This window comes from Hugonella massiliensis (assembly GCA_001486445.1).
GTDB lineage: Bacteria > Actinomycetota > Coriobacteriia > Coriobacteriales > Eggerthellaceae > Hugonella > Hugonella massiliensis.
The window spans coordinates 420,976-441,315 of the sequence record LN908986.1; the positions used below are offsets into that span (position 1 = coordinate 420,976).

18 protein-coding genes and 1 tRNA gene are annotated in these 20,340 nt (G+C 64.3%); 3 read left to right on the top strand and 16 right to left on the bottom strand.

Annotation, left to right across the window (positions count from 1 at the left end):
* Positions 1–3: 3 nt before the first annotated feature.
* From BN3270_RS04375 to BN3270_RS04430, 12 genes are all read right to left on the bottom strand, one after another.
* Positions 4–798, bottom strand: a complete 795-nt coding sequence (locus BN3270_RS04375; RefSeq protein WP_058985946.1) for an amino acid ABC transporter ATP-binding protein — start codon at positions 796–798, stop codon at positions 4–6.
* A 63-nt stretch (positions 799–861) separates the two neighbouring features.
* Positions 862–1,515: an amino acid ABC transporter permease gene (locus tag BN3270_RS04380; RefSeq protein WP_058985947.1), complete on the bottom strand. Its 654-nt coding sequence runs from the start codon at positions 1,513–1,515 to the stop codon at positions 862–864.
* A 148-nt stretch (positions 1,516–1,663) separates the two neighbouring features.
* On the bottom strand, positions 1,664–2,488 hold the full coding sequence (locus tag BN3270_RS04385) for a transporter substrate-binding domain-containing protein (protein ID WP_408606205.1): 825 nt from the start codon (positions 2,486–2,488) through the stop codon (positions 1,664–1,666).
* 295 nt (positions 2,489–2,783) lie between these two features.
* On the bottom strand, positions 2,784–4,070 hold the full coding sequence (gene mobB, locus BN3270_RS04390; RefSeq protein WP_058985949.1) for a molybdopterin-guanine dinucleotide biosynthesis protein B: 1,287 nt from the start codon (positions 4,068–4,070) through the stop codon (positions 2,784–2,786).
* A 37-nt stretch (positions 4,071–4,107) separates the two neighbouring features.
* On the bottom strand, positions 4,108–5,304 hold the full coding sequence (locus BN3270_RS04395) for an NADH-quinone oxidoreductase subunit I (protein ID WP_058985950.1): 1,197 nt from the start codon (positions 5,302–5,304) through the stop codon (positions 4,108–4,110).
* 59 nt (positions 5,305–5,363) lie between these two features.
* Positions 5,364–6,779, bottom strand: coding sequence for a helix-turn-helix transcriptional regulator (locus BN3270_RS04400; RefSeq protein ID WP_058985951.1), 1,416 nt, complete (start codon positions 6,777–6,779; stop codon positions 5,364–5,366).
* A 158-nt stretch (positions 6,780–6,937) separates the two neighbouring features.
* Positions 6,938–7,252 carry a twin-arginine translocase TatA/TatE family subunit gene (gene tatA, locus BN3270_RS04405; RefSeq protein WP_058985952.1) on the bottom strand — a complete coding sequence of 105 codons (315 nt, stop codon included), beginning with the start codon at positions 7,250–7,252 and terminating at the stop codon, positions 6,938–6,940.
* A 334-nt stretch (positions 7,253–7,586) separates the two neighbouring features.
* On the bottom strand, positions 7,587–8,189 hold the full coding sequence (yihA, locus tag BN3270_RS04410; RefSeq protein ID WP_082673347.1) for a ribosome biogenesis GTP-binding protein YihA/YsxC: 603 nt from the start codon (positions 8,187–8,189) through the stop codon (positions 7,587–7,589).
* A 9-nt stretch (positions 8,190–8,198) separates the two neighbouring features.
* Positions 8,199–8,876 carry a hypothetical protein gene (locus BN3270_RS04415; protein ID WP_058985953.1) on the bottom strand — a complete coding sequence of 226 codons (678 nt, stop codon included), beginning with the start codon at positions 8,874–8,876 and terminating at the stop codon, positions 8,199–8,201.
* Positions 8,877–8,934: 58 nt separating this feature from the next.
* On the bottom strand, positions 8,935–9,372 hold the full coding sequence (locus tag BN3270_RS04420) for a hypothetical protein (protein ID WP_058985954.1): 438 nt from the start codon (positions 9,370–9,372) through the stop codon (positions 8,935–8,937).
* Positions 9,373–9,456: 84 nt separating this feature from the next.
* Positions 9,457–10,413, bottom strand: a complete 957-nt coding sequence (locus tag BN3270_RS04425) for a 3'-5' exonuclease (protein ID WP_058985955.1) — start codon at positions 10,411–10,413, stop codon at positions 9,457–9,459.
* 348 nt (positions 10,414–10,761) lie between these two features.
* Positions 10,762–11,610: a formate/nitrite transporter family protein gene (locus BN3270_RS04430; protein ID WP_271711925.1), complete on the bottom strand. Its 849-nt coding sequence runs from the start codon at positions 11,608–11,610 to the stop codon at positions 10,762–10,764.
* A gap of 466 nt (positions 11,611–12,076) precedes the next feature.
* Here BN3270_RS04430 and BN3270_RS04440 point away from each other — a divergent pair, with 466 nt between their 5' ends.
* Positions 12,077–12,655, top strand: a complete 579-nt coding sequence (locus tag BN3270_RS04440; protein ID WP_058985958.1) for a carbonic anhydrase — start codon at positions 12,077–12,079, stop codon at positions 12,653–12,655.
* Between the two features lie 757 nt (positions 12,656–13,412).
* Here the strand turns inward: BN3270_RS04440 and BN3270_RS04445 are convergent.
* Both BN3270_RS04445 and htpG read right to left on the bottom strand, forming a co-directional pair.
* A tRNA-Thr gene (locus BN3270_RS04445) sits at positions 13,413–13,488 on the bottom strand.
* Between the two features lie 119 nt (positions 13,489–13,607).
* Complete coding sequence (gene htpG / locus BN3270_RS04450) at positions 13,608–15,575, bottom strand: molecular chaperone HtpG (RefSeq protein ID WP_058985959.1); 1,968 nt, start codon at positions 15,573–15,575, stop codon at positions 13,608–13,610.
* A gap of 364 nt (positions 15,576–15,939) precedes the next feature.
* On the opposite strand from htpG, the gene BN3270_RS04455 reads away from it, so the two are divergent.
* Positions 15,940–17,511 carry a GH25 family lysozyme gene (locus BN3270_RS04455; protein ID WP_058985960.1) on the top strand — a complete coding sequence of 524 codons (1,572 nt, stop codon included), beginning with the start codon at positions 15,940–15,942 and terminating at the stop codon, positions 17,509–17,511.
* Between the two features lie 58 nt (positions 17,512–17,569).
* Here the strand turns inward: BN3270_RS04455 and BN3270_RS04460 are convergent, their stop codons facing one another.
* Both BN3270_RS04460 and BN3270_RS04465 read right to left on the bottom strand, forming a co-directional pair.
* On the bottom strand, positions 17,570–18,142 hold the full coding sequence (locus tag BN3270_RS04460; RefSeq protein ID WP_058985961.1) for a nitroreductase family protein: 573 nt from the start codon (positions 18,140–18,142) through the stop codon (positions 17,570–17,572).
* A 363-nt stretch (positions 18,143–18,505) separates the two neighbouring features.
* Entirely contained in the window at positions 18,506–19,648 is a 1,143-nt protein-coding gene (locus BN3270_RS04465; RefSeq protein WP_082673349.1) for a cation diffusion facilitator family transporter, read from the bottom strand.
* Positions 19,649–19,798: 150 nt separating this feature from the next.
* Between BN3270_RS04465 and BN3270_RS04470 the strand changes: the two genes are divergently transcribed.
* A complete protein-coding gene (locus tag BN3270_RS04470; protein ID WP_058985962.1) occupies positions 19,799–20,332 on the top strand; it encodes an adenine phosphoribosyltransferase in 534 nt (177 codons plus the stop codon).
* Positions 20,333–20,340: the final 8 nt, after the last annotated feature.

A 20,340-nucleotide genomic window follows, 5' to 3' on the forward strand; every position in this document is an offset into this window, starting at 1 on the left:
GAATCAGTCCCCGTAATTGGCGAGGAAGGCGCGGGTACGCTCGTGCTGCGGATGGTCGATGACCTGTTCGGCCGGACCCTCTTCGACCACGACGCCGGCGTCCATGAACACGATGTGGTCGGCCACGTCGCGGGCGAAGGTCATTTCATGGGTCACGATCACCATGGTCATCTTCTCTTCGGCCAGCTGTCGGATGACGTTGAGCACGCCCTTGGTGAGCTCGGGGTCGAGCGCGCTCGTGGGCTCGTCGAAGAAAAGCACGTCGGGGCGCATAGCCAGGGCACGGGCGATCGCCACGCGCTGCTGCTGGCCGCCCGAAAGGTCGCAGGGCACGTAGTCTTCCTTGCCCGCCAGATCCATCTTCTCGAGCAGCTCGCGGGCCCGGGCGACCGCCTCGTCCTTGGGCACCTTCTGCACGCTTATCGGCGCGTCGATGATGTTCTGCAGCACCGTGTAGTGCGGAAAGAGGTTGAAGTTCTGGAAGACGAGCCCGAAGCGCTGGCGGGCCCCAGCGAGCGTGTCCTTGTCAGCGTAGACCGAATGCCCGGCGCCGTTGTCTTCGGCGACCGTGATGTCTTCGAATCGCAAGCTTCCCGAGTCGAGCGTCTCGAGCAAGGTGCAGCAACGCAGCAGCGTCGATTTGCCGCCGCCCGAGGGGCCGATGATGCCCCAGACCTCGCCTTCGCGCACCGAAAGCGAGATGTCTTTGAGCACCGGCGTGTCGCCGAAGCTCTTTTTGGCGTGCTCGAGCGAGACGAGCACCTTTCCCGTACCCTGCTGCGCGGTTCCTTCCGCCATAACGCGTGCTCCTTCTGAATGCGGGGCGGCGCGGCGCCTGCGGCGGGCGCCCGCCCCTCGTGGTTAGTCGTGATAGTAGTCGAGCTTCTTTTCCAGGCGATGCAAGACGAACTCGATGACCAGGCAGCAGACCCAGTAGATGCCCGCCGCGATCGCATAGGGCACGAGGCTTACCTGGGAGGCGGCGATAGCCTGGGCGCGCGTGAACATTTCCATGATGCCCAGCACGAAGGCGAGCGAGGTATCCTTCACCAGGGTGATGATTTCATTGCCCATGGCCGGCAGAATGCGCTTGACGACCTGGGGCAGCACGATCTTAATGAAGGTCTGGGCGCGCGTGTAGCCCAGGACTTGGGCGGCCTCGTACTGGCCGCGCGGAATCGACTGGATGCCGCTGCGGTAGATTTCGGCGAAGTAGGCGGCGTAGTTCAAGATGAAGCCGATGTCGCAGGCCCAGAACTTCCAATCGGGGCCCATCTGGGCGCCGAAGAGGTAATAGGGACCGAACATGAGGGCCATGAGCTGCAGCATGAGCGGGGTGCCGCGCAGGATGGAGATGTAGAGGGTCGCGATGACCGCAAGCGGCTTGAACCGGCTCATGCGGGCAAGAGCGACGAGCACGCCGAGCGGCAGGGCGCCCACGAGCGTGACGACGAAGATCTGCCCGGTAAGCATGAGACCCTGCCCCATGAGGCCGAGCATCGTTCCAAAATCCACGATCGATCCTTTCTTGAACGGTGGGTCGGAAAGCGCGGGTTCCACCCTGCACAGGACAGGCGAACCCGGGCTTTTCGAACCGCCAGCACATGCGAACCCCTCCCGCTCAGCAGACGGGAGGGGTTCGCGGTCGTTGATGGCGATAGGGCTACTTCAACAGCCAGTTGTCGTAGCTCAGGCCGTACTGGGCGTACTTGTCGCAGAGCTTCTGCACGGTGCCGTCGTTGTTCATCTCGCGCAGGGTTTCGGTCACCTGCTGGGCGGTTTCGGTGTCGCCCTTGGCGAAGCCCACGGCGTAGTGCTCTTTCGACAGGGGCTCGGAAAGCTGCACGTACTTGTCGGGGTTGGCCGAAATCTGGTACTGGGCGATCGATAGGTCGCAGGCGACCGCGTCGACCGTACCGGCGTCGAGCTGCAGGAAAGCGTTGTTGTAGTCGGCGATGGTTTGCGGAGCGCCGCCCTTGAAGGTGGCGGCCAGGTCGGCCTTGTCGCCTTCGAGCACATCGAGGGCCGCCGAATCGACCTGGGTCATCACGGTCTTGCCGGAAAGGCCGGCGTAGTCGGTGATGCCTGCGCCCTTCTTCACGACGACGACCTGCTCATTGAGCATGTAAGGCTCGCTGAAGGTGTAGGAATCCTCACGGCCTTCCATGGTGAAGCCGTTCCAGATGCAGCTGATCGCGCCCTGGCCGAGCAAGGCGTCTTTGGCGTCCCAGTCGATCGGTTCGGCCTTGAATTCCCAGCCATTGCGGTCGCAGACCTCTTTGGCCAGGTCGAGGTCGAAGCCGGTGTAGCTTCCATCGTCGGCGACGAAGCCGTAGGGCGGATACGACTGATCGAAACCGACCGTGAGCGTCTTGGAAGCCGACGAGCTCTGGGTGCTCGAGCTCTGCTGGCCGCAGCCGGCCAGGGCGAAAGCGCCGAGGCAGGCGGCAAGCGCGCAGACGGCAAACGCTGCGGCCTTCTTCTTGATGTTCTTCATGGGGTCCCCTTCCATTCCCTTCGTTGCTCGAGCACTTTAGCGTGCTAAAGCGTGGCGAACAGTATACCATACCCGCGTGGCGAACCGAAGGGCGACCGGCCGACACGGGCGGCAGAGGCGGCACGGCCAAACGGGCAGCAGAGCTCCCCGACTAGAATGCGGCACTCCCCGGAAGAGGGCGCGCACTCAGGCGGCACTCCCCCCTGTGCCGCTCTCCGGAGGTTCGGCACACGCGGCCTTCTTCGCCCTGTGCAGGGGCGCAACCGCAGGTCGGCAGGCGCACCGCCTACAAGATGAGCTCGTCGCCTTCGTCCCGCGCGAGCTTTTCGGTATAGGCCAGGTCCTCGGGCGTGTTCGCGTTGATGAAGCAGCGCCCGCCCGGCTCCGCCATGAGCACGCGCGACTGAGGGAAGGCGCGCACCTCCACATCGTCGAAGAAGGCCTGGGCGCGCTGGTCGCCCTCCCGCAGGCGCGCTTCGACCGCCGGCAGGCAGGCGCTCGCCCGATACACCGCGTGAAAGGGCTCGTAGCCGTTGCGGTTGGCCGGCACGACGGCCGCCGCCCCTGTATGCCACAGCTCCTGGAATTCGGCAGCCACGAGGCGCGGCGACGCGAAGACCATGTCGCAGGCCACGACGGCCACCGCATCGTAGGTGGCGTTCTTCAAGGCCGTGTAGATGCCCGGCAGGGCCCCGCGCCGATCGAGCTCGTCGCGCACGAGCCGAATGTGCATCTGGGGGTACGCCTCGCGCAGAAAGCCCAGGTTTTCGGGCTCGTTGGTGGTCACCACCAACTCGTCAGCGGCGTGCGACACGCGCTCGACGAGCCGCTGGATGAGCGGCCGCCCCATAAAGGGGACCGTCGCCTTGCTGCACCCCATCCGTCGGCTCTCCCCGCCCGCTTGGATCACCGCAGTCAGGCGCGGCCGCGCGATCGTGCGCACAATGAAATCGCAGAGTCCCTGGGTGTCGGACAGGTCGAACGAGGGGATTCCGTAACGGGCCGCTGCCTCGTGGGCGATCGGGATGTCGGTCATCACGGCAACGGTGGCCTCGGTGGGCATCTTGCCCGGATCCACCGGCGCGCCCGGCTTGGGAGCCTCACGATGGGAGGCCCGCGTCGCCTGCACGAAATCGCAGGTCAGCGGCAAGCCGTCGCAGGCTGCCCGAAAGAAGGTTTCGGCCACCTGGGCATCATGGGGGTTGGCAGCCCGCATGACCTCGATCGTGGGCAGGCCGCTCTTGCGATAGCCCTCCACGATCACCACGTCATGGCCGGGCATATGCCGCACGATCTGCGCACATTCCGCTTCGCCCGCGATGGTCGCGATCATCGCGACCTGCCCCGGCGCCGAAATCCACGTTTCGGTCGCACCGGCGTGGCGGTGGCGCCAGGAGTCCTTGCCCGGCACGTCGATGTCGAAGCCCACATGCCCGTGGTGCTTGACCGTTCCCACATCGAGACCGCGGGACGTAAGTTCCGCCACCGCGCCTTCCACGATCGTGGTCTTTCCCGAATTATGGCGCCCCACCACGGCAACCGCCGGACTGGGCACAACCGATTCTGCGAGCATGTCTGCCTTTCCCTTATGCGCCGCGCGAAGAGGCGTCTTAGTCGTGAATGTTGCCGCCGATCATGCGCTTGGCGGCTCCGAAGAGCGAATGGTCGTTTGCGTTTTGTGCCGATGCCGACAGGTCGTAGCGCTCGACGCGCCCATCCGCGACGTCGCGCACGAAGACCTCGTCGGAAAGCGAGAGACAGTCCTTCATGCAGACGTCCTCGCACGTTCGGCACTGCACGCAGGCGCCCGGGTAATGCACGAGCGTGTTGAAGTCTCGGTCGACCTCGTTGGTCAGCGCTCCCGTCGGGCAGAAGACCGCGCACATCCCGCAGGCCGTGCACGCGCAGGCATCGATCACCACCTGGCCGAAAAGGCGGGTCGAGGCGAGCTCGTCGGCCGGCTTTCCCAGGGCATCAAGGGCGTCGAGCAGGCGCCGACGCTTGGCCGGCACGGCATGCGGAAGGGTCCCGTGGTCGGTCACGCGCAGCTTGGCCAAGATCTGGGTGGGGGAAAGCCGGGTTTTCGATTCGATGCCGAGCTCCTTTTCGAGCGCCATATCGGTCGCCACCCCCACGGCATCGCGGGCCTCGCTGCCCAAATCGTGGAAGAAGGCGCGCCGATGCGAGTCGTAGGCGTCTTTGCGCACCTTGCGCACCGACGAGGGAAACTTGGGCGTGATCTTGGCACGCACGTCACTGCCCCACAGCTCGAGCAGGAGGTTGGCGTTCGCGACAACGGTTTCGGCCATGTCGATCCCATGCGATTGGGCACATGAGGCGCAATCGGCGCACACGAGCCGCACGCGCGTGGCCCCATGGGCGGCGAGCGAGACGATAAGCCCCTCCTCCACGCGCCCCAAGCAACCGACGCGCACAAGCCTGGAAGAATCGACCAGGTCTTTAGCCGCTTCATACATGGGCGCGCAGGCAATCACCGCCGTGCCCTCGTTTGCAGAGCAGGCCGCCTGGGCCGCTTCGGCAAGCGCCACGTCGGAGGGCTTGCGCGCCTCGAGCGCGCCCGTGGGACAGGCGGTCGTGCAGGTGCCGCAGCCCACGCAGTTTTCCGGCTCGATGCGAATCGCGTTGCTTTCCGGCTCGATCACAATCGCATGCGACGTGCAGGCGTCGGCACACTTACGGCAGCTCGCATTGCGGTTGCGCACCACCGCGCACCGGGTGGGCTCCACGACGATGCCGGTGTTTTCCAAACTCTGCAGCAGTTCGACGGTATCTGCAATGCTCGGCATCAAGCTCCTCCTTCGCGGCGCAGCGCGCCGCCCTAGCAACAGGGCGCAAGGCCCTCTTCTTATTTATTGCGCAACTTCTCGCCCAAGTCGATAAGCTCCTGGCGGCTGTGCACGCCCGCTTTCGCGTAGATACGCCGCAAATGGGTGTCGACGGTGCTCTTGGTGATCGAAAGTTCGCCCGCGATGCGCTCGCTCGTGCGCCCACGCAAGGCGAATTCCAGAATCTCGCCTTCGCGTTTCGAAAGGCCGTAGTCGGTGCGAATCCTCTCGCAGACAAGTTCGAAGGCGTCGGCGTCGGTCGCGATTTCGGTCAGATTCGAGAAGTCCCGCTCGGTGAACAGGAATATGTAGGCGACCAGAATAAGGGCGCCGGCGATGACGACGACCGTATAGGGGGTGCGGAAATCGACCTGGGCGGCATCGAACACGTTGGCGAGCATCACGCCCAAAAACTCGCCCGCGTAGAGGGCGAGAAAGCCCAACGAGAAAGACACCGCCGCATCGAACGCGTTGATCTTGGCCAACACGAGGAAGAGGGCGATGAAGACCGCCTGCAAACCCAGGTAGCCGGCGAGCACCAGAGCGTCTCCGCCGTCCGGCACGTCCGAGGCCGCGGCGAGCGGAATCACGATCAGCCCGAGCAGCATGAGGAAGACCGCGATGCGATAGGACAGGTCGAGCGCGCGCACGTCGCGCAGGGCCCCCGACGTGAGCAGCGAGAGCACGCCGATCAAGAAGGCGCCGAAGAGCAGCATCGACACCGGGTAGTAGGAAATCGCCTCCCTGCCTGGCTCGCTCGAGAAGGCCTCGATGAAGCCCACCGCCGCGCCCATGCAGAGCGTGCCCACGAGAACCTTGGCCGAAAGGACCATCGCGTCCCCCGAAGCGCCGGAGGCGGGCCGATGCGACTCGCCCGCCGCCGCGGGCACCGACACGAGCGCAGCGCTGGCCACCGGCAGCAGGCAGAGCGCCCGCGACACGTCGACCGCCGAAACGAAGGAGCATGCCAGGCAGATCAAGGCCGCCACGAGCGAACCCACGAGGACCTCGCAGGTGGCCGTGTAGGTGGGTGCCTCGCCAAGGGCACGGCCCCACGCCGTAAGCATGAAGGCAGCCGAAAATCCGATGAGAGCCCCCTCAACCGCCATCCAACCGTCCGACAGGTCGGGCAGCTGCGGGAAGACGAGCGAGGCGCCCGCCATGACGACCGCGTACACGAACAAGAGGGGCTTGGTGAGCAGCACCTGGCGCGACGCGCGGGAATGAAAGCGCACGAGCAGGAAGCCGAGCACCATGAACAGGAGGATGCAGAGCAGGTCGATGCGCTCTACGGTGAAGCCGGCAAAAGGCCAACCGCGGTTCATGCCCATGTAGAAGACGTAAAAGATGAAGGCCTGGTTGCAGGCGAAACCCACCACCCGCTTGGTGGAAAGGTCGGCCGAGCGCGGGCCCAGCGATTCGGCGCGTGCGTCCATGCCAGCCTCCCTGCGCGCTCGTCCGGATTGGTACCCGCTATGGTAGCAAACCACCCGTAACGGGACCGTGACATTCGCAACGCCCGGCATGCAAAAAGCGCCCGCCCGGCACGGCCCGGCAGGCGCTGTGTTCATCTCGAACGTCGGGGGAAAAGACCTTACGCTTCGGTCGCTTCGGCTTCCTTGGTCTCGGGCGTCTCTTCCTTCTTCTTGACGACCTTCTTGACGACCTTCTTCTTGGGGGCTTCCTCTTCGTCTTCCGTTTCAGCCACTACTTCGGCGTCGTCGTCAGCGTCCTTGGCGGCCTTGGCCTTATCCTTCTCTTCCTTGCCGGCGTCCATGCCCTCGCGCAGGCCGCGAATGGACTTGCCGATCGCGTTGCCGAGCTTCGGAAGGTTCTTGGGCCCGAAGATGAGCAGGACCACGATAAGGATGATGATGAGCTCGGGAACGCCGATACCGCCGAATTTCATGTTGCCTCCTTAAGGCTCGAAAATGCGTGCGCGCACGTCCTTTTCGCCGCCTACGACCCGTGTTCCCGGCTCGCGTGTGGCGAATCGCGTGTCATGCACGCTCGTTCGCGCTTTTCTGCCCGCCCTTTGCGAGCACGGCATGCAGTATGGCCCCGACCTGCCCATTTGCCTATCACGCAAAGTGCTGAAATCACGGAAGATGCCGTCGTTTTTTGTCATGCAAATTAGGTAGAGCCCCCTTTTCGGCCCTTTGGGGCGCAGAAAAGGGCCGCGGGGCCGGCGATCGCTCGCCCTGTGCCCCGCGGCCCCTGCCCGCGTATGAAACCGCCCTCGATTAGGCCCGCGCCTGCGCGATGGCGTCCTCGATGAGCGTGCGCACGTCGTCGATGCCCGTGCCGTCGAGCGAGGACGTGGCCACGACCACCGCATCGCCCGACGCCGAAAGCTGCTTGACGAGCTTGGCCATCTGGCGGCGCACCGCACTCTTCGACGACATCTTGTCGGCCTTCGTGAAGACGATCATGAAGGGGATCTCACGCGCAAGAAGGAAGGAAATCATCTGCTTGTCGAGCTCGCTCACGTCGTGGCGAATATCGATGAGCACGCAGCAGAGGGCGAAACGGCGGTCTTGGTTGAAATAGCCTTCGATGAGCGTGCGCCAGCGGTCCTTGTCCTTCTTGGCGACCTTGGCGTAGCCGTACCCCGGAAGGTCGACGAAATCCGCGATGCCCGCGTTGAAGAAGTTGATGTTCTGCGTGCGTCCCGGGGTGTTCGACACCTTGACGAGGCGTTTGCGGTTGAAGATCTTGTTCATGATCGACGACTTGCCCACGTTCGAGCGCCCCACGAACGACACTTCGGGCAGTGTGGAAGCGGGCACCTGGCTGGGCAGGCCGTACGAGGCGGTAAAGGCGACCTTCTGGTAGTTGATGGCCATGTGGGGCTCCTATTCTCCACGCAGGAAGCGCTCCCACCATGCCCGCGACGCCATGCCGGTCGACGCGAGCGCGTTGATGAAAGCCTCCTGCTGTTCGACGGGCAGGGCGCGAAATTCGTCGCGCATCATCTGCTGAAAGCGGGCGGGGTCGGTGCGCATAGTTTCAAGCGCTTCCTGAAGCTGCTCGAAGGCGTAGGCATTGGGGCCGCCGGCGCCGAAGAGGCCCTCCATCGCGCCCGCGTCGAAGGGCAGATCGCCGAAGCTGGGGGTTTCGGGCTCCTTCGGGGCTTCGGGACGGGGGAAATCGAGCCGATAGAGCTCTTCGAGCACATCGTCGAAGCGGGCGGGCACCGTGTGGGTGCCGCGGGCCTCGACCGAAAACACGTCCTTCTTGAAGACGAGCGCCAGGCTCCACTGAGCCAGGTTCTCGCGCGGCGAGACCTGCGGAGCCTCATCCCAGCTGAAGACGCCCAGCTCTCCCAAGCGGTCCTTGAGCTTCTGGGCCGTTTCACGCGGGACCGTGCGCGTGAACTTGACCGTGGGATTGGCCGCAGAGCCCTGCTCCACATGCAGTTGGTAGGCATCGCCGTCCTGGGCCATGCGGAACAGGGAACGGCCCTTGGGCGTCTCGAACATCATGAACGTGAAGCTTTCGAAGGGCGGCTGCGTGCGGGTATCGCCTTCCATGGCAACTCCTTTTCGGATCGAAGCCGACGGGGAGCGTCCCGCCGCCTTTTGAAACTGATTATACGAAGAAGCCGAACGCGTCTTCGAGGTCGTCTTCCTCTTCCTCATCGACCGGCAGGCCGAGCCGGGCCGCAAGCTCGTTGTAGTCCTTCCACAAAGAGCCGCGCGTGAAGCGCAGAAAGCGGTCGGGGTCGATGGCCATCTGCGTTGCGTCTTCGTCGAAGGCGCTGTCGAAAAAGCGCTCGAATTCACGTCGCTCGCCTTCGGTCAAAGGGGCGCCGAAATGCAGGAGGACGTCGCGGGGGCCGCCCGCCTCGCCGAATTCCACGGTGAAACCCGCGTCGAGGGGCGCATCCGCCCGCTCGACGACCTCGCGTTCGATTGTGAAATAGCCGCCGAACTCAATGTAGTAGGCGTCGCCCTCTTCACGGGGGATATTCGTGCGTTCGTAAAAGGAGATGTGCGTAGGCGCTTCGTAGCGTGCCGTATCGCTCATACCGATCGCCGTCCTTTTCGATGGGGGTCTCGCGCGCAGGCGCCGCGCCTGCATCGACGCGGCGGCCGGGGCCCATATTGGTCGTTACAGAATGCCGCGCAGCTCGAATTCGGCTTGCACGGTCTTGAGCATCAGGTCGGTGTCGTCAAGACCCAGATGCACTTCGTTGGCGTCGCTTGACAGCGTGCCGCGGCGACGCGCCCACGATTCGAGGCTGGCCGGCTTCGTGTTGAAGGGCAGGCGCTTGACGTCGGGGTCGAGCCCACGGCAAAGGTCGCGCGTGTCGACGACCTTGATCTCGCCCGCCTTGCGCGCCTCGGCATAGCCCGGCAGGTTGAGCATGAACCAGCTGTCCTCGAAGGCGGCGTTGTGGGCCATGTAGGGGTAGGAGCGCATCAACTCGAGCAGGGTCGCATGAAGCGCGGCGTTTTCGCGGAAGGGCTTCTTCCCGTCGACCATATCCCAGGTGATGTGGTGGATATGGGACAGAGGTACCCCCGTCTGGGCGTAGCGGTCGGGGATGCCGCAGTAGTCCGCCCGCGCGTCATGCGGTTGGGCGCCGCGGGCCAGGTCCATGAGCTCCCAGCCCACGTTGACGATGTAGCCGCGGTCGGGGCTGCCCGACGTGGTTTCGATGTCGATGCCGAGCACCGTGCCGCGCACGGGATGCTGCGTCAACAGCAGCGGCAGCGACTCGCGTACGCCTTCGGGCGCGGGCGCGAGCGCGCTTTCGGGCACGCCTTCCAAGGCCGCCACTCCCGCGAGCACGTCGGCGTCGGAAAGGGCGTGCGGGAGGTTCTGGCTGCGCGAATTGTCGGCGGCTTCGATCTCGTCGCAAATCGTGCGGTTGCGGTCGGCCAGCTCGAGCACGTCGGCGAAGGGAAAGCCGGGGTTGGGGTTGGCGAGGTAGTCGGCCACGAGCGCGCTGATCGCGTCTTCGTTTTTCTGGCGTTCGGCGATAAGGGGCTCATCGCCCATGCCGAAGAGAAACTCGGGGATGAACATTGCCTGCGCATGCGCAAGCGCGTCGTTAACATTCATGTAGGCTCCTAAAATGCAAAGCGGTGCCACACACCGCGTTTCGTTCAAATTTCAAGTGTAGTCAAACCACCGCGAGAGCGATGCGCAAATGCCGCGATTCCCACCCTTGTTGCAGAACCGATACCGGCGGCGGGAGCACTGCGCGAGCAGCCGCGCGATCGGCAGGACGCCTCCTGCCGCAATCGCCGCGCGCCCGGCCCGCGCGACGAGCCCGGCATACCCGCAGCCTCACCTGCCTCGCCCGTTACACCCGCCGTGCGCGCCAGCGTTCACCCCATGCAAAAAGGGCGCCCTCCCGGCGGGGAGAGCGCCCTTGTCGTGCGAAGGCGAACGTGCGGACGGCGGCCCTTACGCTTCCTTCTTGCGGTAGGCGATCCAGTAGAGCAGGCCGATGAACACGGCGCCACCCACGATGTTGCCCAAGGTGGCGGCGGAGATGTTGTAGAAGACGCCGCCCCAGTTCAGGTTCGCCAGATCGGCCGAACCGGTGTAGGCGATGCCGAGCACGTCCTTTGCCACCACGCCCATGGGCAGGAAGAACATGTTGGCCACGCAGTGCTCGAAGCCAAGCGCGACGAAGGCCATGACGGGGAAGATCGTCGTGAAGATCTTGTCGATCACGCTCTTGCCCCCGAAGCCCATCCACACGGCCAGGCACACGAGGAAGTTGCAGCCGATGGCACGGAAGAAGATCGTGTCCCAGGCGAGGTTGATCTTGCCGGCGGCCACGGTCATCATCGCCTGGCCGAAAGCCCCGCCGTTGAGCGTCGCCGTACCGGCGCAGGCTACAACGCAGACCAGAATGAGCGAGCCGACCAAGTTGCCGAGCCACACGATGACCCAGTTCTTCAACATGGCACCCACGCCGATCTTCTTCGAGAAGAGGGCCATGACCATCAGGCTGTTGCCGGTGAAGAGCTCGGCGCCGGCGACGATGACGGCGATGAGGCCGAGCGAGAAGCAGAGGCCGCCTAACACCGAAGAGGTCGCGAACGAAAGCGACGAATCGGATTTCACCAGCGTCATGAACAGAGCGCCGCTGCCGATGAACAAGCCCGCCAGAATGGACAGGGCGACAAGGCGCGGCGTCTCGATCTGCGTTTTGCCGACGCCGATACCCTCCGCCTTGGCCTCGATCTGCGCAGGAGCGAGCGCGATGGGGTTCACCGCCTGCAGGTCTTCTTTCTCCACACTCATGGTTCCTTCTTCCCTTGACTTCTCGAATAGCGGAACCGATGGAAATCGGCTCGCGCATCGCGGGCGCATCCTTCTCATGCGCGCGCGACCCGCCGAAGCGGCGCTTCGGGGCCGAACCCTTGGGCGAAACCCGCCGTCACGGATCGAACAGCAAGCATGCTACACCCTTGCGCGAAAGCGTTTTCGCGCATGCGGCCGATAACGCCGTAAGCGAACAAAAAAGCCGGATTCGAGAAGGCGTGCCTTCCCCGCGCCGCCGTTTCCCGTAAAAATTCGCCAGTTTTCGAAAAGTGGCCGATGTTTTCGAATGGTACTCCGAACCGACAAGCGGTGTCGGGGCATGTTCGCTCGTTCGTGCCAACACCCTGCAGCCCTTCGGCGCCCGCCGTCACACTTCCACCACTATTCATCGCCAGCATTCTCGCACGCGTATAATGGCGGCGTTCGCTTGAGCAAGGAGGCTCATATGGATGCAGAATCCGCACTGCCCGAAAGAGCGCGCGTAGCGCTCGCGCGGCTTGTCGAAGGCAATAGGAAGTTCGTCGCGGAAATGCCGTTCGACGCCGACCTTTCGGCCGCGCGCGTGACCCAGTTGGCCGCGGACGGACAGCACCCCTTCGCCACAGTAATCGCCTGTTCCGATGCGCGCGTGGCGCCCGAGCACCTCTTCAGGTGCGGCTTGGGCGACATCTTCTGCATCCGCACGGCCGGCAACACGATCGGGCCGGGCGAACTCGCGAGCGCCGTCTACGGCAGCGCCCACCTGGGCGCTCCCCTTCTCGTCGTGTTGGGGCACACCGGCTGCGGAGCCGTGGGGGCCGCCCTGGAACCGGGCGACCACGGAGCCCTCGAGCCCATCCTCGGAAAGATCCGCGCGGCCATCGGGGACGAGCGGGACCCGCACGCCGCTTCGGTCGCCAACGTGCGCGCCGGCATAGACACCCTGCGCGCCCAGACCGACCTGGCTCGGCTCGAAACCGTGGGCGCGCTCGCGATCGTCGGCGCCCTCTACCATACCGACACCGGCGCCGTCACGCTCCTCTAGGCGGCTGCGCCGGGGGCGCCCGTTTCGCGCACAGGGCCCGCACCCGTAGCGCCCCGGGTGTGCTGCCGTTCGATTCGCTGGGACCCTGCAGGCCGAGCGCTCGTATTGTGGGGCTGCCGCAATCCCTCGCTCAAAGCGCAGGGTCGTTGCAATCCTTCGCTCGGAATGTACGACCACAGAGATTCCCTGCTCGAAATGCACGACCCCTGCGGCGCGGATGCTCGGTCTGCAGGGTTGTTGCGCCTCGCCGCTCGTTTCGCAGGGTCGTTGCAAGAGATTTCGCGTTCGAACCCTGTATACGGACGTCTCTGCTCGTTTCGCAGGGTTACGTCACGCCGAGCGCGGAAACTCCGCTCATCCTGCACGGTTGCTGCACGATTCTGCTCGTTTCGCACGGTCGTAGCGCATTTCGCCCGCTCCGACCGTGCGAAACGAGTCCTGAGCAGCTCGATTTCCGTTCGCTCTGAAATTTCCGTGCAGTTTGAGCTATGCAGCGCTTTCGAGGGATGCCATGTACGCGGCGAAGAGGGCAAGGGTCAGCACAACAAGCGAGGCGCATACGGCAGGGCTGGCCAGGGCGCAGATTCGACCGCACGCCGGGCAAGCTCTTCGGCAATTAGACGACAACGGGGCCGGCCGGGATGCGGTTACGGGACCGTCCTCACGTCCCGCGCTGCGGGCGAAGCGCGGGAAAGCGGCCTCGCAAAAAAAGAGAAAGGCCGCAAGCTCGCGCGGAGCTTGCGGCCTTTGCATTCTCTGGAGCCGACGACCGGATTCGAACCGGTGACCTACGCTTTACGAGAGCGTTGCTCTACCAGCTGAGCCACGTCGGCGCATGCGTTCGTTACGTCAAACGCAAGGCTAAATTGTATCGAACCCACGCTTGAAACGCAAGCCCGGGCTCGTGTGCGTTTGATGAACGGATGAGCCCCTCACACGGCACGGCCCCACCCTACTTCATGAGCTTGCAGACCTCCTGGGCGAAGGCAACCGGGTCGTCGATCGGCAAGCCCTCGACGAGCAAGGCCTGGTTGTAGAGCAGGTCGGTGTAGTCCTTCACCTTTTCGGCGTCACCCGCGGCTTGGGCGGACTTGAGCACCTCGAACACCGGATGCTTGGCATTGATTTCGAGCACGCGCTCGCTCTTCACCTGGTCGGAATCGGGCATGCCCGCCATGATCTTTTCCATCTCGAGCGAAATGGGGCCGTCGGCGGTCAGGCAGGCCGGGGCGTCAGTAAGGACGCTGCTCACAGCCACGCGCTTGACCTTGTCGCCCAGGGCGTCCTTCATGGCGGTGAAGAGGCCCTCATTTTCCTTTGTGGCCTCTTCGGCAGCGGTCTTGTCGGACTCGCTTTCCAGGTCGAGGTCGCCGTTGGCCACGTTCTTGAGGTCCTTCTCCTCGTAGTTCTGCATGGTCTGGAAGCAGAAGTCGTCGACGTCCTGCGTGCACAGGAGCACGTCGTAGCCCTTGCCGAGCACGGCCTTGACCATGGGCATCTTGCCGAGCTTTTCGGTCGATTCGCCGGCCGCGTAGTAGATTGCCTTCTGGCCTTCGGGCATGGCCTCGATGTACTCGGCGAGCGTAACCATCTTCTGCTCTTTGGCGGAATAGAAGAGCAGGAGCTTGCCGAGCGTGTCCTTATTCATGCCGTAGCTCGTGTAGATCCCGTACTTGATCGTGCGGCCGAAGTTGTCCCAGAACTTCTCGTAGTCTTCGCGGTCGTTCTTGAGCATCTTTTCGAGCTCTTGCTGGATCTTCTTTTCCACGTGGCGGGCGATGGCGCGCAGCTGACCGTTCTGTTGCAGGGTTTCACGGCTGATGTTGAGCGACAGGTCCTGGCTGTCGACGACGCCGCGCACGAAGTTGAAGTAGTCGGGCAGCAGGTCCTCGCACTTTTCCATGATCAGGACGTTGCTGCTGTAGAGCTCGAGGCCCTTCTTGTAGTCCTTGCTCCACAGATCGAAGGGGGCGCGGCTGGGGATGAAGAGGAGCACGTCGTAGGACAGGGCGCCTTCGGCATGCACCGAAATGACGCGGGCCGGGTCGGTGTAATCGTGGAACTGGCTCTTGTAGAATTCGTTGTACTCTTCCTGGGACACCTCGCTCTTGCGACGCTTCCAGATGGGCGTCATGGAATTGACGGTTTCGAGCTCTTCGTACTGCTCGTATTCGGGCTTGTAATCGTCGCCGGCGTCTTCGGGCTTGGGCTTCTGGCGCGACTTGGTGACCATCATCTGAATGGGATAGTGCACGTAGTTGCTGTAGCGCTTGACCAGGTCCTTCAGACCGTATTCGGTCAGGTAGGTGTCGTAGTTCTCGTCGCCTTCGTTGTCCTTGAGCGTGAGGATGACGTCGGTGCCGAATCCCTCCTTTTCGGCAGGTTCGATCGTATAGCCCTCGACGCCGTCGGATGTCCACTCCCAGGCTTCCTTCGAGCCGTAGGGCTTGGTGACCACGCGCACTTCCTTGGCGACCATGAAGGCGCTGTAGAAGCCCACGCCGAACTGGCCGATGATGTCGACGGCGTCCTTGGTGGCAGTCCCTTCCGCAGCCGCCTTGTCGCCTTCGGAGGCCGCCTGGTCCGTCTGGGCCTTTTCAGCCGCCGCCTGGGCCGCCTTGAATTCCTGGGAATCGGAATGGGCAATCGTGCCCAGGTTCTTCTCGAGCGCGTCGCGGTCCATGCCGATACCGTGGTCGGACACCGTCACCGTGCGGGCGTCCTTGTCGAAAGAGATGCCGATCGTGAGGTCGTTGCGGGACAGTTCGATGGACTTGTCGGTAAGGCTTTTGAAATAGAGCTTGTCTTCTGCATCGGAAGCGTTGCTGATAAGCTCGCGCAGGAAGATCTCCTTGTTGGTGTAGATCGAGTTGATCATCAGATCGAGGAGCTTCTTGCTCTCTGTCTTAAATGTCTGCATGCGCAGCCCTTCCCGTCGTAATCGAGGCGCCGCCACGTCCTGCGCGAAAGGGGTGCCGCAAGAAAGCCCCGGAAGCGCAATGCGCCGCCGGGACCACTGGGCACGTGCGCCCGCATGCGCGCGGGACATTGGCAGTCGTCTTCACTGAGTGCTAGCTGCGATTATAGTGCGCCCCCTGCCGCCTGCAACGAATGCGGCGGAGTTTCGCCTGCGCGTTACGGAGCGGTAACTTTCGATTGTCGGCAGGGGGCGCCGCACGGGCGCACCCCTGCCCTGCCTTGGATGTGCTTTGGCATACAACCTGATAGAATGGGACAAACTTGCGAAGATGGCGGTCTTCCGCCACTGAATAGCGAATCGAGGCATGCGCGTCGTGCAGGAACGGCACCACACCAACCCGTACCGCCCTAGCCGCGGCAGCTCTTCGCGCACTCCGTATCCCACCGGGTCGGACGTCGGGCGCGGCAGACGCGAAGCCCCCGAATGGGCGCGCGGCTACCGCGCGCCCAACCTCGGAGGCTCGCGCGACGCCCGCGCCTGTGCCCCCTACCCCACGCGCGATCAGCGCCTGCAAAACGGCAGCGCCGGGCGCGTCCCGCAGGCGCAAGGCACGCGCTCCCACGCGCCCGCGCCCCACGACCGGCCCCAAGACCCCTGGCCCGACACCCGCCAAAGAAGAGATCCCACCCCTGCCGAACGCCTGCAGGCCCAGCATGAGCGCGATTTCCATCAGGTGCGCACGGCCCGTCGCTCGCAGGTGAGCGCCGAGGAGGGACGGCCGCAGCGCGACGCCGCCGTTCTGCGCGAACAGCACGCCCACCGCATACGCACCGGCCACGACGGCGCGAGCTCGACCGTCACCGGCGGCGTATCCCATGGCGGCGACCGCCTGGGGCGGGCCCGCGGAATCGAGGGCCTCGATCGGTCGTCGATGGGGTCGTTCACCATCGGTCCCAACGGCATCGCCCGCCCGGGACGCTCCCATCGCGCCCTGCAGCCGCCCCACATGAGCGACCACATGACCTGGCGCAGCACCGATGGGACCTCGCGTCGCCAACCAGCCGGTCTCGCCCGACTCGCCTTGCTCGCCCTTGTCGTCATCGCCATCTTGGCGGCGGTCATCGGCGTCGCGCGCGGATGCGCACCGCACGAAACCGGCGACGCCTCCGGCGCCCCCACGACCGAACGTTCGGCCGACCAGGGCGATTCCTCCGCCGAGGGCGCAACCTGGCGCCACACCGCCACCCCGCTTTCCAACAGCACCGATTTCAACTGGAGCAACCTGGGCAAGGACGCCAACGGGCGCAAAGCCTACCTGGTCGGGGGTACAGTCGTTTCGGAATTCGGCATCGACGTCTCCGACAACATGGGCGTCGTCGATTGGGGCGCCGCCAAAACCGACGGCGTGCAGTTCGCTTTCCTGCGGGCCGGCTTCCGCGGCACCGCCCAAGGCGAGCTCAACGCCGACGACCTCTTCCAGCGCAACGTCGCCAACGCAACGGCCGCCGGCATTCCTTGCGGCGCCTATTTCTACTCGCAGGCGCGCACCGAAGACGAGGCGCGCGAGGAAGCCGCCTTCATGCTGCAGCAGATCGACGGCAAGCAGCTCGATCTGCCCATCGTCTACGATTTGGAAGTGTCCGATTCGAAGGCCGGCAGCCGGGTCGCCGACCTTTCGTCTGCCCAGGTGTCCGCCAACGCGCGCGCCTTCTGCCAGGTCATTTCCGATGCGGGCTACCAGCCCATGGTCTACGGCAACGTCGAAGACCTCTCGCATATCGATATGGTTGCCGCCGGGCAGCCGCCCATTTGGTTCGCCGACTACAACGGCACGCCGTCGACCAACCAGCAGCTGGCCGTGTGGCAGTACGCAAGCAAGGCCAAGGTCGACGGCTTCCCCCACCCCGTCGACGCCAACTTGCTCTTCCGCCCATAAAAAACGGGTTCGGCACGCGCGGCGCCGAACCCGTTTGAACGCATCCCTTGCGAGCGCGCTAGCCGATCACCGTCACGCGATCGGAGATATTCTCGCCGGGCTTTTCGCCGGCATCTTCGACGATGCCGCCGTAGACCATCTGCGCGACGAGCTGATAACTTTCGGGCACACCGGTGAGAGCGCGCACCACGTCGTCGATTACCGGGTTGTAGTGCTGTAGGTTGGCACCCACACCCAACTCGCGCAGGCCCGTCCACACGGTGAACTGCAGCATGCCGTTGGACTGCTGCGCCCACACGGGGAAGTTGGCGGCATAGGTGGGGAACTGGTCCTGCAGGCCCTTCACCGTCGCCGTGTCGATGAAGTAGAGCACGGTGCCGGCGCCGGCCTTGAAGCCGTCGATCTTCTCGCGGGCAACCTTGCCGTCGAAGGCGTCGTAAACGGCGTCCCACAGGGCATCCTGCTGGGCGCCCTGCACGATCACCACGCGCTGGCTGCGCATATTGAAGGCGTCGGGCACGAGTTCGGTCGCGCGCTTCACCATGTCGGTGACTTTCTGCTGCGCGACGGGAAGTTCTTTATTGAGAGCGTACACGGTGCGGCGGGCAGCCACGGCGTCCATGAAATCCATACGGTATCCTTTCGCTAAGAAGTACATTTTTCATACTAACGTATGGCGCAGCCGAATGTGCCCTCAATCAGGTAACGCAATGGCAAATTCTTCGCTGGGCGCCCATGAGCACGCGAGTCGCAGGTGCGCGGGGGCGGCTACGGGCGCGGACTTCTGAGGGCATTGCTCGCAAACGAGCCAATCGACGCGCGGGCGCGGGCTGCCCCCTGTGCGCTCTGGGCGCTGCTCCTCGGACACCCGCACCAACCGCACCTTGGCACTTTCAACTAAACCGCCGCCTTCGGCGATGCCAACGCCCAAAGGCCAGGTGGAGTCGCGGCCCAGCGCCCAAGGCGCATGCCGCGCACGCTGGCCGCAGCGCCCCTAGACGACGCGGTGGATGCCGGGACGCGGGTGGATGTCGGAACGGGAATCGCCCTTGCTCGCACCCAGCGCCGCAGCCTGCTCGGCCTGCTCGTAGGTGAAGCGCAGGCTTTCCGATTCGATGAAAATGCGCGTGGTCTGCGGGAACCGGCGCACGATCTGCCCTTCGATCTGGTCGATGGCCTGCATGATGTCGTCGCGCGTGCATTCCTTCTTGAAGGTGACGTCCATCGTGAGCAGCATATCGTTGGGGCCCAGATAGAGCGTGAGGATGCGACCGCATTCGATCACGTAAGGGTTGCGCTCGGCGATTGCTTCGACCTCGCGCAGTTCGGGCGCGCGCATGCCCTCGCCCACGAGCAGGCCCTTGGTTTCGCGCAGCAGCAGAGTCGACACCGCCACGAGCAGCAGGCCCACGAGCACCGAAGCGATGCCGTCGAACACGGGCATGTTGAGCGCATGGCTCAAGAAGATGCCGAGCAGGGCGAAGACGAGGCCCAGTTCGGCGGCGGAATCCTCGAGCACGACCGTGAACAGGCTCGGGTCCTTCGCCTGTTTGATGAAGGTGAGCGGGCGCACCTCGCCGCGCGCCTTGTTGAAGGATTTGAGCGCCACGCGCAGGCTCGCGCCCTCGATGAGCATGGCGGCGACGATGACGACATAGCTGACCGTGGGGTCGCCGAGCACGGTGTCGGGGCCGATTTCGCGAATGCGGGCAATGCCCTCGTAAATGGAAAGGCCGCCGCCCAAGGCGAAGATCATGACCGCCACCACGAGCGTCCAGAAATACAGCTCGTGACCGTAGCCGAAGGGATGCTCGAGATCGGCCTGACGCGACGAGCGCTTCTGCCCGAGCAGGACGAGCATGCCGTTGCCCGAGTCGACGATGGAGTGGATGCCTTCGGAAATCATGGCGGAACTGCCCGAAACGGCCGCCGCGATGAGCTTCACGATGCCCACGGCGATGTTGGCCGCGATCGCCGCGATGACCGACCCTCGGCTCTCATGTTCGGTCGCAGGCGTGGCCCCGCGAAAGCCCTGGCCATCGGGCAAGGAGGTATGCAGGGGGTTGGCCGGCTCGGTAAGGACGGCGTGCGTCTGCGCGCCGTCGCGAGAGGAACGTGCGTCCTGCGATTCGGTCATAGGCGAGACTCCTTCGATTGAGTCGTTTAAAAGGGATCGAGGCCCTCTTGGACCTGAAATCTTCGCTTGCGCTCTGTTCAAGCATACAATACCAAGTGCACAAGGACCGTGGGCAACTTCGCGGTATACCCATGATGAAAGGATTTCCCCGTGGCGGATTTCGATTACGAAAAGCTCATCACCGACATCCCCGATTACCCCACCGCAGGCGTGGTGTTCAAGGACATCACGACCCTCATGAAAGACCCGGAAGGCTTCGCCCGCTCGATCGACGATCTGGCCGACCATTTCATGGGACGTGGCATCACCAAAGTCGTCGGCGCCGAGGCCCGTGGTTTCATGGTCGCCGCCCCGGTGGCCTACCGTCTGGGCGCCGGCTTCGTGCCCGCCCGCAAACCGGGCAAGCTGCCGCGCGAGACCTACAGCGAGTCCTACGCGCTCGAATACGGCACCGACGCCCTGCAGATCCACACCGACGCGCTCGAGCCCACCGACAAGGTGCTTTTGGTCGACGACCTGGTGGCCACCGGCGGCACCGCCGTGGCCCAGCTCAAGATGGTCGAGCATTTCGGCGCCCAGGTCGCCGGTCTTGCCTTCCTCATGGAGCTCGACTTCCTCAACCCGCGCAAGCTCATCTCCCAGCACACCGACGCCGAGATCTACTCGCTCGTCCACATCCAGTAAGGCCGAAG

What these genes read in the sequence shown, in the direction of transcription:
- BN3270_RS04425 (WP_058985955.1), bottom strand. Translation starts at nt 10,413, where the DNA reads ATGAATGTTAACGACGCGCTTGCGCATGCGCAGGCAATGTTCATCCCC.
- BN3270_RS04440 (WP_058985958.1), top strand. Translation starts at nt 12,077, where the DNA reads ATGGATGCAGAATCCGCACTGCCCGAAAGAGCGCGCGTAGCGCTCGCG.
- BN3270_RS04415 (WP_058985953.1), bottom strand. Translation starts at nt 8,876, where the DNA reads ATGGAAGGCGATACCCGCACGCAGCCGCCCTTCGAAAGCTTCACGTTC.
- BN3270_RS04420 (WP_058985954.1), bottom strand. Translation starts at nt 9,372, where the DNA reads ATGAGCGATACGGCACGCTACGAAGCGCCTACGCACATCTCCTTTTAC.
- BN3270_RS04460 (WP_058985961.1), bottom strand. Translation starts at nt 18,142, where the DNA reads ATGGATTTCATGGACGCCGTGGCTGCCCGCCGCACCGTGTACGCTCTC.
- yihA (WP_082673347.1), bottom strand. Translation starts at nt 8,189, where the DNA reads ATGGCCATCAACTACCAGAAGGTCGCCTTTACCGCCTCGTACGGCCTG.
- BN3270_RS04465 (WP_082673349.1), bottom strand. Translation starts at nt 19,648, where the DNA reads ATGACCGAATCGCAGGACGCACGTTCCTCTCGCGACGGCGCGCAGACG.
- htpG (WP_058985959.1), bottom strand. Translation starts at nt 15,575, where the DNA reads ATGCAGACATTTAAGACAGAGAGCAAGAAGCTCCTCGATCTGATGATC.
- BN3270_RS04395 (WP_058985950.1), bottom strand. Translation starts at nt 5,304, where the DNA reads ATGCCGAGCATTGCAGATACCGTCGAACTGCTGCAGAGTTTGGAAAAC.
- mobB (WP_058985949.1), bottom strand. Translation starts at nt 4,070, where the DNA reads ATGCTCGCAGAATCGGTTGTGCCCAGTCCGGCGGTTGCCGTGGTGGGG.
- BN3270_RS04430 (WP_271711925.1), bottom strand. Translation starts at nt 11,610, where the DNA reads ATGAGTGTGGAGAAAGAAGACCTGCAGGCGGTGAACCCCATCGCGCTC.
- BN3270_RS04375 (WP_058985946.1), bottom strand. Translation starts at nt 798, where the DNA reads ATGGCGGAAGGAACCGCGCAGCAGGGTACGGGAAAGGTGCTCGTCTCG.
- BN3270_RS04400 (WP_058985951.1), bottom strand. Translation starts at nt 6,779, where the DNA reads ATGGACGCACGCGCCGAATCGCTGGGCCCGCGCTCGGCCGACCTTTCC.
- tatA (WP_058985952.1), bottom strand. Translation starts at nt 7,252, where the DNA reads ATGAAATTCGGCGGTATCGGCGTTCCCGAGCTCATCATCATCCTTATC.
- BN3270_RS04455 (WP_058985960.1), top strand. Translation starts at nt 15,940, where the DNA reads ATGCGCGTCGTGCAGGAACGGCACCACACCAACCCGTACCGCCCTAGC.